11 protein-coding genes are annotated in these 13732 nt (G+C 43.9%); all 11 read right to left on the reverse strand.

The window, feature by feature from the left end:
• Positions 1-47 precede the first annotated feature (47 nt).
• Entirely contained in the window at positions 48-203 is a 156-nt protein-coding gene (locus tag Q4592_RS21815) for a hypothetical protein (protein WP_368509301.1), read from the reverse strand.
• A gap of 56 nt (positions 204-259) precedes the next feature.
• A complete protein-coding gene (locus Q4592_RS15195; RefSeq protein WP_303514639.1) occupies positions 260-517 on the reverse strand; it encodes a hypothetical protein in 258 nt (85 codons plus the stop codon).
• Between the two features lie 462 nt (positions 518-979).
• On the reverse strand, positions 980-1699 hold the full coding sequence (locus Q4592_RS15200; protein ID WP_303514641.1) for a hypothetical protein: 720 nt from the start codon (positions 1697-1699) through the stop codon (positions 980-982).
• Entirely contained in the window at positions 1699-2571 is an 873-nt protein-coding gene (locus Q4592_RS15205; RefSeq protein WP_303514644.1) for a hypothetical protein, read from the reverse strand. The genes Q4592_RS15200 and Q4592_RS15205 overlap by 1 nt, the downstream gene beginning before the upstream one ends.
• Positions 2572-2622: 51 nt before the next feature.
• A complete protein-coding gene (locus Q4592_RS15210; RefSeq protein WP_303514645.1) occupies positions 2623-3192 on the reverse strand; it encodes an SMI1/KNR4 family protein in 570 nt (189 codons plus the stop codon).
• A gap of 9 nt (positions 3193-3201) precedes the next feature.
• Positions 3202-7365, reverse strand: coding sequence for an RHS repeat-associated core domain-containing protein (locus tag Q4592_RS15215; protein WP_303514647.1), 4164 nt, complete (start codon positions 7363-7365; stop codon positions 3202-3204).
• A 17-nt stretch (positions 7366-7382) separates the two neighbouring features.
• Positions 7383-8255 (reverse strand): hypothetical protein, encoded by an 873-nt coding sequence (locus Q4592_RS15220; RefSeq protein ID WP_303514650.1) that lies wholly within the window; start codon positions 8253-8255, stop codon positions 7383-7385.
• 3 nt (positions 8256-8258) lie between these two features.
• On the reverse strand, positions 8259-8546 hold the full coding sequence (locus Q4592_RS15225; RefSeq protein WP_137672473.1) for a PAAR domain-containing protein: 288 nt from the start codon (positions 8544-8546) through the stop codon (positions 8259-8261).
• A gap of 8 nt (positions 8547-8554) precedes the next feature.
• Positions 8555-10369 (reverse strand): type VI secretion system Vgr family protein, encoded by a 1815-nt coding sequence (locus Q4592_RS15230; protein WP_303514654.1) that lies wholly within the window; start codon positions 10367-10369, stop codon positions 8555-8557.
• A gap of 65 nt (positions 10370-10434) precedes the next feature.
• Positions 10435-10914, reverse strand: coding sequence for a type VI secretion system tube protein Hcp (locus tag Q4592_RS15235; RefSeq protein WP_137672475.1), 480 nt, complete (start codon positions 10912-10914; stop codon positions 10435-10437).
• Positions 10915-11114: 200 nt separating this feature from the next.
• Positions 11115-13700, reverse strand: coding sequence for a type VI secretion system ATPase TssH (gene tssH, locus Q4592_RS15240; protein ID WP_303514657.1), 2586 nt, complete (start codon positions 13698-13700; stop codon positions 11115-11117).
• Positions 13701-13732: the final 32 nt, after the last annotated feature.

Below are 13732 nucleotides of genomic sequence, written 5' to 3' on the forward strand. Positions count from 1 at the left end.
GTCACTTTTAAACTCAATGGCTGCTCTGATTAAATCTGCGTCACCGACTAATTATAATTTTTAGCATATTGATAAAGCTGAATGACTCGCGCTTTAACCAATTCTGCTTTATAAGCATTTCTTGAAAGATTGTAAGAACTACCAAAATTGACTCTGTTCCAGTTTTCACTAATAAACTGTAGTTCTGAGTCTCTATAGCTTATCCATTTTTTTGCGAAACTTTAAGCAGTGCAAACTCTTTATCATCAAGGGAGTTTTGTCAAAGTTTATAAGCTCTATTCAACTCTCCGTCTAAAAACGAGTGGTATGCATTATACTGCTCTAAGATGTCGACGCTTTTGCTCGTACTGTTGGCTAAATCTGTTTCATATACTTTAGCTGTACTCTCGAAACTGCCTAGATAATCAGGTGCATCAGGATTATCAATGGCCTGAACCGCCACCACACATAGACTTAAACCAACAGATAAGGCACTACGTAAATATTTTTTCAATACAACCTCAAGGTAGCTCAGCATTTTACTCTTTGGAACCTTCCAATTTCGCTAGTTCACTATAACTAGCGCCTTCGCAAATAAAAGACCTACTTTTAGCGGCTTTCTTTATAGTAACGCTTAATACAACCTCAGGCTCTCCGAGCTCTTCACTGCGATAATCACTTAATACAACATCTAACATGCCAACCTTAAACGTAAGGCTATGCTCATCAACCCGAGCACGGTGATAACTTGACTTCTCCGTCTCAACTCTAGAACTATCTTCTACAACTTTTTGGTTCTGAATCTCGAAGTTTTGAAAGTAAAAGGCGTTTTTTGATCGGCACAAGCTCAGGGCAAGCTTTTCAGGAGAATTGGTATCGCATACAAAAACGTGACTCTCGCAAGCCAAAGCAGATTGCGGAGTAAAGCAGTACGAGACTAAGATTATAATTAGTAATTTATACACGAGAAAAAAGCTCTGTTACCAGAGCTTCGCTTAATCTACCATTGTTTAAGTAAGGTATAGGGGGCACTTTCACTTAGGCGGGTAAGCACATAAGCATGCACAGAGGAGTAACTCCCACCTTCAACGCTGTTTTCCATATACAAAAGTAGGTCTTCTATACCATCGCCGTTGTAATCGCCTTTGGCCATTAACGTTAACTTCTGAATGCTCCCTTCACTATAGAAGATAGCTTGCTCTTCGTTTAACTCTTCCACTCGCTCGATTGAAAACATGTCGTCCCAACTAACAGCAGTAGCTAAGCGTTCTTCAGTTTCATTTGAAATAACCAGAGCAAGCTGCGGAGGAACATTTTTCGCGAATGACTCATTAAAACTTAAATCAGCTAAAAATGACTTTTTAGCTGAAGATAATTTTGACAACTCAGACCAAGACTCACATATATGATTAGATGCATAAACATAGCCATACTCATAATCATTTAAAGAGGTGTATCCATTTTGAAGATTAGCGACTAAATCAGTGCAAGTAGACACTTTTACTACATCTCCCTCTTGGTTTTTTAGGTCCGCATCAAAGTACCATTTCGACTTATACATAGAAGAAAATGCTTCTGGCTTATCGGTTTTTACCGCGTCCATAAAAAATGAAGTAGATTTATTGTATTCACTAAAATAGGCAGGAATACTAACATCTGCGCCAACCGTCTGGCAGCCGAAAACCGTTAACAAACTCAAAAATGTTAATTTATTCTTCACTATTTTGCGCTCCTCAATAAACTACGAACGTAGTCATTTCTTGATACACTAACCTGAGGTCTATTGCACTCTAACGCTGCTTTATCAAAGTCTTGGTTTTTTATATGAGTGTTAAATCTAGGGAAACCATTTTTTAGCGTTGTCATTCCTAAATTAAAAATCATGTCAAACAAAGCTAATTTCACATCATTTGGATAGGTAGCAAAAGCAGCGGCCCCATAAACGACCTTAAGCTCTTTCTCAAAACTCTTAATATGCTTATCTATCTGCTCATCCATTAATGATTCAGCCACGATGAGATTAGTAAACGGCTTAAATTTAAAATGAGGCTCCGATTTGCCAAACGGTCTAGCTTTGATGGTATTGAACTCATTCTCAATTTCTTGAGTACTCGCTGCTTTACCACTAGCTCGAACAACGAACGATACTTTTTTTGCCTCGCTTGCATCCTTCATCATATGGCCTACACCCACCGTAACCTTACCCTCGGTGCACAGGTACATATGCGGTATTCGACCTTCTTGCTGCTCAATAGCCTTTATTAGCTTAGCTTTCATAGCGCCAGCTATAGGTATCACAGCCTTAATTGCATTCGCGCTCAACTTATCATTAATCTTACGGTGGCTACCGCCATTAGCATCGATTCTTCCATCAGGGAGAGCCATACCAACTACTTTCTTTTGGAATGCTTTAATCGCTTTAACCGTATTAGAGTTTTCTGGTCTAGAGCCTAACTTTCCGTCTACCACTAGCTTCTTAGTCGGTGGAATTTGTCCCAATATTTGGTTCAAAGCAGCTTGTACTGCTTTTACATCGTTGGGTTTATTTATGCCACCCATACCGACTGATTGGGTGATTTGTAACTTAGCCATTGTTATTCCTTATACTTTAAGCTAATTCGAATACCAAGCAGCATTACTGCATTATTTTATGTTGTCTAAAAATGAATAGTCGACTTCGACCAGTGATGGTTCCTTAACCAAAGCTTCTAGTTCAGGGTGTACTTCATCAGCATCTTTCGCGACTAAGTAGAGTAAGAAATCGGTGAAATTGTCATAAACTGAAACCTCTTGGCCGAAGGTTTCAGTTAAAAACAAACCCACTTCGCCAGCTCGTTCTGACTCTTTAGAAAACAAGAAGTAGTACCCGCCTCCAGCATAACGATTTATGACAACACCTTGATTGGGTAAAGATTGATATTCGGGAGTACTATACTTCTCTTGGTAAGATAGGGTAGTTTTCAATACATGCCCCAATCTATAGTCAATGGTTCCCTTTTCAGCCAATCCCTCAACGGAATCCCCAAACCACCCAACAAAGCCATAATTAGATAGAAAATGGCGGTAATCATTAGGCAAATGAATATTTAACTCTTTTTCTAGCTCGGTAATTTCAGACTCGGGTGTGCCACCGTCCCTACATTCGAAATTTTTTATATCTGCGGCTTTTTCTAAAATTTGATCAATCGTTAACGCTTCTGTCTTTTCACTCATTTTACTGCCTTAAATCACTAAATTCCCTAAACAAGGTCCATTACCATTTTTATCATAAAGACACTCGCCATCCTCATACCAATGTAGTTCTTTGTTGTTTTGGCTATGAAATTCTTCTGGTAACAGTTCCAGATTCCCTTGCTGATTAGGATTAACGTTTGGCTCACATCTAAATATCGGCTGTTTGTGATGAACATTAAAACCATCTGGCACTTCACCTCGTCGGTACATCCTCGTCAACACATCATCAATTTCTTCCGGACTCTTATCTGAGAACTTTTCTCGAAACACATGATTATCATCAGCCAATACCTCTTCAGCATAATTGGAAATGTATTTTTTTCGTTCTTTATCAAAAACTTTTCTGGCTTGTTCTACTTCACCCACCGTCCGCTTATGGTACTTGGTCGGTTTCGAGTTTGGATCAACCTTAACCTTTTGACCATTAACAATATGCTGCTCAGCAAACTCATCAATGCCAATTGTTTCTTTATATTCACCTGACTTATTAACTTTCTTAAGGGTAACTAAATTGTTTTCTTCGTCGATTGAGTGGACGTCATATTCATGAAGTTTACGATTAGTAAAACCTTCGGCTTTTAAAGGTAAACTACCTTTTTTAGCATCGCCATCAATACCTGTACTGGTGGCTGCGGTGTCTAATATCTTACTTACCGTATCTGCGCTTAAGCCATCTTCTGAAATAAGCGTACTCAGCATTCGGTTCAACTTTCCTGCGCCGTCTTTACACAACAGCCCCAGTGGATCTACCCACGTGGTGGGGTTAGCGGCATATTGGTAATGATTTATACCGCCCACTAAACCGATAGGGTCTTGATGAATAAAGCGCCCTTGCTGCGGGCAGTAGTAGCGATGGAAGTTGTAGTGCAAGCCGCTTTCATCATCAAAATACTGGCCTTGAAAACGCAGTGGGTTGTCTATTTTGTTGATGCTGAGTTGTTCAATCGCGCCATAGGCTTGGTAGTGGGCTTGCCACACTATGTTGCCTTGCTCTTCACTTAAACGAATAGGCGTACCGATATGGTCTAAGTGGTAGTGATAAACCTGGCCCTGTTTAATCATCGCCAGTGGACGGTGGCTATTTGGCTCGTATACATACCAAGTAAACTGGCCTTGGCTGTGTTCACCGATTAGCGTTTGGCCTTCCCACAAGTAATCTACTTTGCCTGCGGCGGTAGTTTTGCTGGCGCGGCGACCCAAAGCATCGTATTGGTAAAGGGTATTGCTGCCTGCTTGGCTAATGCTTACCAATTGATTTAAGCCATTAAATACTCGCTGTTGGCGAGCGTTGGCTTGGCTGGCGCTAACTTGGTTGCCGTAGCGGTCGTAGCGATAACTGCGCTCATTAAAGCTAATCAGTTTATCGCCCACCCGTTCAGCTTGTTTTGGGTTGGCAAAGCTATCAAACTCAAACTGCTGGTTGCTTTCACTTAAGCTGTTGGCTTTAGTCAGCTGACTCAGTGAATCGTAGGCGTAGTTTTTACTGCCTAGCTCGCTGTCGTTTACACCGATAAGTTGGTCGCCCGCATCAAAGCGATAGTCACGCGCGATGTTGGCCGTTTCGCCTTGGTCGGTGTCTGTTATCCATTGCTGCTTAAGCAAGCGGCCTTGTGGGTCGTATTCGTTATGTAAATAATGACTGTTGCTTAAATGGCGTCCCGCTTCTTCGCCCGCGTCGGTAAAGTGGCGTTGCATAATGGCTTGCTGGTTAAACTTAAGCTCGATTAATCGGCCTTGCTCATCGTAGTGGTAACTCAGTTCGCCACCGTCGGGTAAGGTGGTGTGGCTACGTAAGCCCTGCGTATTTAGCTGGTGCAAGGTTTGCCAGTTATCTTGCCAGTGTTCTTGTAATTGCCCATTAGCAAAATAGCTAAAACGGCTCTTTCTAGCAGCGTTATTGGCAGACGCTGTACGGCCGTTAATATCATAGGCAAAACTATTGATGAGACTAATGCCGTCGCTACCGGTGCTGCGCTGCTCTGTCACTTGGCCGATGGCATTGCGCTTTAGTTGAACCAGCCGCTCGCTGTTTTCAACGACTTGGGTAAGTTGGCCAGCCAAATTGTATTGGTAAGCCTGTTCGCGCCCATCAAAACCAATGGTTTTGTTAATCCGTTCGCAGCTGTCATATTCCAGTTGGTAAGTTTGGCCGTCACTACGTTCAATGCTGGTAAGGTTACGCTCTTTGTCATAAGAAAAAGCCAACCACGAGCCGTCGGCGTTTATCTGTTTACTCGGCTGCGATAAACCCTCGTATTCAAAGCTGGTGCTGCGACCCAATGGGTCGGTAACGCAGCTAACGCGCCCTGCATCGTCATAAGCATATTTGCGCTGCTGCTTATTCCCTGGTGAGTCTTGGTGATAACCCACGACGCTAATCACATTGCCTTGTGCATCGCGTTCGAACTGGCTTACCCAGCCGCTTACATCAACTTGGCCATTGCATTCACCAATCGCGTTATAGCTATAACGTGTTAACGCTTCACCTTCTTGCTTGGCACTGAGTAAACCTTGTTCGTTCCACCAAAACAATTGCGTAACTTGGTTGCTGGCCGACTTATTGACTAAGCGGCTTTGTGCATCGTAACGATAATGCGTTACTACACCCTGTACGTCAGTTTCCTGAGTTAATAAGCCAAGGCTATTAAATTCACGCTTAAGGTTTGAACCGTCGGCATAATCAATCTGAGAGATAAAACCCAAACGGTTATAGTGGTAACGAGTAAGGCTTTTGTTGGGATGTTGCTCTGCGTCTAGCTGGCCTACGCTGTTGTAATGAAAACGACGAGTGGCACCGTTTGGGTCTACTTCAGCCACTTTTCGTTGCAGCTCATCATATTCATATTGCCAGCTTGCGCCGTCGGGTGCGGTTTTCTTAAGGATTTGCCCCTGAGGATTGTGCAAGTAACTCCAGCAGTGATTAAAACTGTCGAAGCTGCGGCTAATACCCTGCTCAAGCTCATATTCAAAGCGATAGTGATAGTGCTCGTTATCGCCCCACTGCTCTATACATCGAGCATGCTGATTTGAGCCATCCCAACGAAAATAATGAGAAAAACCTGAAGCGCGGGTACGTTGAATCAACAAGCCTTGCTGGTAACGGTATTGCTCTTGTTGGTTTAAACGATTGGTGGCGCTAACTAACTGATTGTCATCATCATAAGCGTAACTGGCATAAATCTGCGCATCCGTTGCTTTACTGCTACGCGCTTCCACCAATCTGCCTTCTAAGTCGTAACGTAAGAACAATTGCTGGCTGTGATTCACCTCAACACTGGTTAAGCGCTGCGCCGCTGAATAACGCAAGCGGTAGGTAGTCTCTACACCCTCAGACATTTTGCTTAATAACCAATGTTGCTGATCTTTGGTAAATCGCAACAATTTGCCGTCGCTACCGCTAATAGTGATTTCGTCAGTTTGATGCTGCAGCACTACGCCAGATTTTAGCTGGCTACTTTTGCCGCCCAGGGCAACATAAGGGAAAAATTGCTGATGACCCAAGGCATCGGTAAATAGCCAACCGGCTTGTTCACCGGTTTGCTCTTCTAGAGAATAATGAAAGTTGTGGCGCCAACCTACTCCCATCCCCTCGTTAATATGAGACAAGCTTGAGCGATAACAACGCTGCCAACGCAGAGCGACATGCCCGCTTAAACAAACATCTTCTAGCTCCAGTACTTCCTCGCCGCTGCTCATTACTACTGGGTCGCCACAGGTTTGAGTATCCTGGTGGTCTACCGCTTGCTCTACCGCATCGTCACTGTGTTTATCTTTGCCGTTACTTTGGGTCTTCGAGCGCCCTCCCGAAGCTTTGGGTTCATTCAGGACGGATGAACTTCGGGAGGGTCTCGAAGAGGGGTTATGGCTAGGCAGTTGCTGCTCTTTTTGAGCATAAAACCACACCTCGCCATTAAGCAATGCACTAATCAATTGTTGGTGTCGGTCACCGTTGTTTTGATTAGACACTAAGCTATATAATCGTTGTAATCCTTTACCGTTCGCATCGGCTACGCCGCCAAAGTTAGCTAAAAAGCTGTCGGCTGCATTTGAGTCGTTAAAAGTCGGAGCGATTGAAGAGCGCTTAGTGCCAGAGAAAAACTCATAGGCGTAGCCGTCTATCCCTTTAACTACTTGTTTTTGGGTTCCATCCATACTGCTGCTCTACACCACTAAGCGACCCAAGCCAGCATCATTGCGCTGCGGTAGGTCTTATCAGAAATATCTAATTGAAAACTCACACCAGCATGTTTCTCTCGCTGGTAATGCATAAATAAGTGACACAAATTGTACAAGCCGCTACATACACCCAAATCGCCAACGCGGGCATCGGCAAAAATAACTTGGCTACGCGAACCGACGCAGTCTTGAAACTGCTGATAAGCATTTAGCCATGCATCCATTAATTCAGTATTTAATGCGCTGGGTAAATAACATTGCGTTAAGCTTTCGCCGCACTGTTGTCGGTAGCGTTGAATAAGTGCGCTGACCGTGGCTTCAACACTCTTGTCGGGCGTTTGTACCTCGTAGCTCGCCCATGGGATCGTAAATCCTTTTTTAGCCGGTTGAAGGCTAGCAGCAATAAAACACTGGCTGGCCACACTCGGCGATTCACTCTCGGCAGCATTTGCTTGCAAACGTTCGTCTTGGTGATACGCAACCAGCTGAATCGTGCTAATTTTTTGTTGCTCGAACAACTTCAAAGCTTGTCGAAGCGCCAACTGCATAGCGCTTCTCCCATAAGGAAACAAATACACTTTAGTGGCTTTTTCCAAGGCTGGCGCTAACGCTAACAGCGCTTGATAAGCCTCACCTTTGGCTTCTTCTAACGGAGCCTCTGGCAGCAGAACAAATACCGCATCCGCACTAAAATAAAGGTTTTCAATGCGCTTAACGACATCTTCTGAAAAACTAAAATGACGCAAGCAGTGCTCATCACTCACCCGCAGTTGTGGCTCAAGCACTTGTTCGCTTAGCCCCAAAATATCGTCAAGTTGATGGTGTTTTCCGAGCAATAGCGCATCGATATTAAGCTGTAGGTTCACCGCTTAACCTATTAACACAGTAGGATTACCCACAACAATTTTGCCACCATGTGAGGTGGAATCACCTAAACGAGCCACGGCTTTGCCGCCCACCGTTACCGATGAAGATCCAGCTGAAATAGTATCCGGCGGACCAATACACACCAGTTTGTCGCCAACACATGCCACTGGCATACCGCCAGCGGTCACCGTGCCATTTCCACCCACTACTGGGCCGCCCACATGTGGCACCTTATTCTGAACTTTAGGACACACGTGAAATGACCCAAGCATTGCTACTGGCTTACCCATTACCGTTCCTAATTAAGTGAAATAGCTGGCGCTTTTAGCGCGATAGACGTGCCATTAATTGAAATAGAGGTGCCTTTGATATCGATACTGCCACCGCTAGAAAGGGTTATAGACGCGCCTCCTGCTTTAATGGTGATATTGCTACCAGCCACTAAATCGATGTTTTTACCTACATCAATCACTAGGTTTTTACCCACTTTTTCAGACTGGTTCTCAGCCACTTCTACGCTGAGGTCTTTACCAATTTTTTCCGACTGGTTTTGCTTAATCTCGGTTTGCAGATCCTTCTCGGCCTGCATATACAGCAACTCTTTCCCGGTATCGTCGTCAAAACGAATTTCGTTAAAGTTACTGTCTCCACCACCTTTGGTAGAGCGCGTTTTGATTCCAGATTGAGATTTTTTGCTCGGTAAACCGTACGGCGGCATCTGATCGCCGTTATACAAAGCACCAGTAATGACTGGCTGATCCGGGTCGCCTTCTAAAAAGCTCACCAATACTTCTTGGCCTACTCGAGGTAAGAAAAACGCGCCGTAGCGGCTACCCGCCCAACTTTGCGACACACGGATCCAACAAGAGCTGTTGCCGTCTGATTTACCTTCGCGATCCCAATGGAACAACACCTTAATGCGACCATATTTATCAACATGGATTTCTTCGCCAGGATCTCCCGTTACCAAAGCCGTTTGGGCGCCATGAATCACCGGCCGGGCAGTGGCTTGGGAAGGTCTAAACAACACATCTGAGGGAATACAAGAAAACTGATTGTGCAATACTTGACCACTATTTTTAGCCGCACCAGTTTGGCTGGCAATAGCGACACTCAAAGACAATTGAGTGATCAAGTAAGTTTTATTCACTTGAGCCGGATCTTCATGCGACTTAAAGCTAAAATATTGGCCAGCGGTAAAGGTGGCGCAGGTACTACCGCCGCTGCAAATAAGCGCATCACGCTGCATTGCTTCTAACGCAACGTTAGCCGATGTTTGTAACTGTGGATTAAACTCTGAGCCAGCGTAGTATTCAAATACTTCAGCGCTTTTCTGCTGCTTGGCTAAGGCGGTATTTTGATGCTCACCCTTAGGTTTAGCACTAGGTTTTACAAAATCAAACCCCCCTTTACTTACCCGACCTGGCGTAATATTAAGGTTACCGCTCCAAGAAAATACGTGAGACTCCGATAACGATCCCGTGGTGAAGGCCACTTTGCTTTCATCGGCTTCACGATAGGCACTTAAGGCATCAGCCAATACCACGCTATGATTTGCCTTGGTATGTTCGATGAAGTAGAAAATACCCACTTCTTCTAACAAACGGTGAACAAAGGCAAAATCACTTTCGTTGTATTGCACCTTAAAGCCTAAGGTTGGATAGCTCGTTTTAAGCTCACTTTTAACTTGCACACCGTGTTCTGCCAATACCTTTTTAACGATTTCATCAGCACTTAAGTTCTGAAAAATTCGGCAGTTGGTGCGTTGCTTTAAAAAATGTAAATGAGAGACAATTTGTAGCTGATAATCTTGAAATTTCTCACCATCAGCTTCACTGGGCACACGGCTCCCTAAAGAGGTCACACTTGCCACAACGCCATTAAAAAAACGGGTAACAGTCGATTTACCTTTTAGATAATCTAAATTAATGGTAACCGGCTTTCCAATAACGTCTTCTTCAGCAATTACTTGCCCATTTGTATAACAAGAAACATTAATTAAGAAAGGCGCAGAAATACCTTCCTGAATATCAAACTGAGTAAGATGAAGAACATCTTTACCCAAAGGAGTTTCTATTTGGATGATATTCTTACTTTGACTTGCCTTTTCCATATGCTTCATGTTCACACTATTTAAACAAAAAAAGCGGGATGGCAAGCCACCCCGCAGAAAGCCAATTACATTTGTTGGCCTTTAACACCGCTGTAACCGTAAACAAGCGGAGCTTGAACGTTACCTTGGTCATCAGTAGGAGTAACTGTCATCATCATTTCTGTGTAAGAAATAGTGATGTTTTCTACTGGACGGTCATCTTGAATTGATACTGAGTAGCTAGAAACCATAGCGTCAGTTAGTTCAATTTTCATGATTTCTTCGATTTTCTCGCCTTGCTTAGTAATATGGAAAACCGCTGGTTTACCTTTACCAATAGTGGCTTCTTTGAAAAGATCTGGAGAAGCTTTATCTTGCAGTTTTGAAATAGTGATATCACAAAGACGTGTAGAGCTAGCTTCACGATCTTGAGCAGTACCAGTGTGAGAAGAAATCTCACGAGCAACAGACCAATCTACTGCTAGTAGAGTAATCATGTCTTTATACTGTTCAGCTGTCGCTTCACCTTTGATATCGCCGTACTTCAAATAAGTATTCGCTTGCATGCTAATTTCCTTTAGCTAATTAAATAAAATTCACCCTAATGGGTTAGTTTTCAAATGCGTCGATTTTAAAAACGCGCAAATTCTTTATTACAGTCATCAAATTTTAATAAAAGTGATAAACACATAAACAAATAAAATGACAACCATAAACATGGTAAGAGCCACATTATAGATATTTAGATCAATAGAAGAAACACTAATTACAACATTTCAACAGAATAAGTGTCATCTACCATATCAACGCTTATTTTCTGTATATCTTTACGCTGAGATATTGTTTCCAACACCACATTTGAAATTATTGGTAACAATTCATTCTGGATATTATTCTGAATTGCCCGAGCCCCCACATCTGCGTTTTGCGATTGAGCATTTAAATGCTCAACCACGTCCTCTGAAAAACTCAATTCAGCTTGGTAATTACGTGCAAAACGCTGCTCTACTCGACTTAGCTGTAGGCGAACAATTTGGTTGAGGGTGTCGCGATTAAGCGGCACAAAGGGGATCAGGTTTAGGCGGCCAATAAAGGCAGGCTTAAACACGGCGAGCAAATCATCACTTAAGGCTTGCTTTAAACCTTCAATGTCAGGGGCTGTTTCTTCATCCTCAAACAAGGCAGTGGTGGTTTCGGTTCCCACATTTGAGGTCATAATGATGATGGTGTTTTTGAAGTCGATGTCTCGACCTTCGCCATCTTTGATGGTGCCTTTATCAAACACTTGATAAAACACGTCTTGCACACCTGGATGAGCTTTTTCCATTTCATCAAGTAGTACTACACTGTAAGGCTTGCGGCGCACTGCTTCGGTCAGCACTCCACCTTCGCCATAACCTACGTATCCCGGAGGTGAGCCCACTAAAAGAGATACTTTGTGCTCTTCTTTAAACTCCGACATGTTAATAACCGTTAAGTTATCTTCGCTGCCATACACTTGTTCGGCTAAGGTAAGCGCCGTTTCGGTTTTACCGGTGCCACTTGGGCCGGTAAGTAAAAACACACCATTAGGTTTACGCTCATCACTTAACTGCGCGCGCGCGGTTTGCACCACTTTACTAATCAGCTCTAAGGCGTGATCTTGACCAACAATTCGCTCGCCCATTTTTTGCGGTAGGCTAAGAATGGTTTCCACTTCGTCCGACTGCATGCGCCCTAAAGGAATCCCCGTCCAATCGGCGATAACTTCAGCCACTAATACTTCGTCAACTTCTAGAAAAACCATTGGCTGAGCCACTTCAGCTAAGTTCGCTTTCAGCTCAATCAGTTGCTCACGGGTATCGTCTTCTTGCTGTTCTTCGGTGTTTAAAATGGCATCAGAATGTTGCTTGGCTTGTAGCACCATACCTTGCTCGTCACGCCAAGTGCTTTCGGCTTGCTCAAAGGCGGTATTGGTGTCCACTAATTCTGCATTTAGCTGACTTAATAACTCTTGGTGCTCTGAGCCAGTTAATTGCTCACGTTCAAGCTGCTCAATTTGTGCGGTAAGTTGCTGCTGCTTACGTTGTAAACGCTCTACTTGAGCTGGCGTAGAAGCTTGGCTCATTGCTACACGTGCACAAGCGGTATCTAACAATGCCACTGCTTTATCTGGCAGTTGACGACCATTAATGTAACGGCTTGATAAACGCACCGCGGCTTGTAAGGCTTGGTCGCTAATTGCTACTCGGTGATGCTTCTCCATTACCGGCAATAAACCACGCAACATAACAATCGCTTTGTCTTCGCTAGGCTCTTCTACTTTGACCACTTGGAAACGGCGGGTTAAGGCAGCATCTTTTTCGAAATACTTTTTGTACTCTGCCCATGTAGTCGCAGCAATGGTGCGCAGCTCGCCACGCGCTAGCGCCGGCTTAAGAATATTAGCAGCGTCGTTTTGGCCTGCCTGCCCGCCACTACCAATCAATGTGTGGGCTTCATCGATAAATACCACAATCGGTGTAGCAGAACTTTTTACTTCGCTAATCACCGCTTTTAGACGATTTTCGAATTCGCCTTTCATGCCTGCGCCTGCTTGTAACAGGGCTAAATCAAGCACGTGAATTTTCACATTTTGTAGTGATTCTGGCACGTCGTTGTCGGCGATACGTTGGGCCAAACCCTCTACAACGGCTGTTTTACCTACACCCGCTTCACCAGTAAGGATCGGGTTGTTTTGGCGACGACGAGTAAGAATATCAATCATCTGACGGATTTCTTCGTCACGGCCTAAAATCGGGTCTAACTTGCCAGAACGTGCTTGCTCTGTAAGGTCAATAGTAAATTGATCAAGGTTTGGCGTTTTGCCTGAACCGCTAGCTTTGTTGGCAGGTGCCGCTTCAGCATTTTGGCTTAACGTTGGCCAAACCTGCGCTAACTGGGCTGGGTCTACACTTTCTAAATGCTTTAGAAAGTGCATGGTATTGAAGCTAAGCGTATCGTCATTCAATAAAGCATGAATGATGTGAATAGGGGCAATGTTGCCGCTGTCATATTCAATGGTGGCCGCCATCCAAGCTGCACTTAACAAGCTAACGATTTGCGGTGACAGGCCCGGAGTTTGCTGATTACCGGTTTTAGCACGCTCCAAATTGCGATTTAAATCGCTAGTAAGGCCATCCAAATCTACGCCGAAGTGCTCTGCCACCAGCATTAAATCTTCGGTTTGGCCTTCACACATGGCCAATAACCAATGTTGGATTTCTACACTAAAATGGCTACGGCTATTAGAGAGAGCAGCAGCCGCTTCTAAACTTTGTTTAGCTGCTGGTGATAGCTTCTCTACCATTGATTTTAAAGTCATTGTCGACATCTATACTTCCTATAATCCTTTAAACAAAATCG

Origin of the sequence: Agarivorans sp. 1_MG-2023 (assembly GCF_030548385.1) — a bacterium.
Lineage (GTDB): Bacteria > Pseudomonadota > Gammaproteobacteria > Enterobacterales > Celerinatantimonadaceae > Agarivorans.

Coding starts and splice junctions, on each gene's coding strand:
- Q4592_RS15195 (WP_303514639.1), bottom strand. CDS start 517: ATGCTGAGCTACCTTGAGGTTGTATTGAAAAAATATTTACGTAGTGCC.
- Q4592_RS15205 (WP_303514644.1), bottom strand. CDS start 2,571: ATGGCTAAGTTACAAATCACCCAATCAGTCGGTATGGGTGGCATAAAT.
- Q4592_RS15210 (WP_303514645.1), bottom strand. CDS start 3,192: ATGAGTGAAAAGACAGAAGCGTTAACGATTGATCAAATTTTAGAAAAA.
- Q4592_RS15215 (WP_303514647.1), bottom strand. CDS start 7,365: ATGGATGGAACCCAAAAACAAGTAGTTAAAGGGATAGACGGCTACGCC.
- Q4592_RS15225 (WP_137672473.1), bottom strand. CDS start 8,546: ATGGGTAAGCCAGTAGCAATGCTTGGGTCATTTCACGTGTGTCCTAAA.
- Q4592_RS15230 (WP_303514654.1), bottom strand. CDS start 10,369: ATGGAAAAGGCAAGTCAAAGTAAGAATATCATCCAAATAGAAACTCCT.
- Q4592_RS15235 (WP_137672475.1), bottom strand. CDS start 10,914: ATGCAAGCGAATACTTATTTGAAGTACGGCGATATCAAAGGTGAAGCG.
- tssH (WP_303514657.1), bottom strand. CDS start 13,700: ATGTCGACAATGACTTTAAAATCAATGGTAGAGAAGCTATCACCAGCA.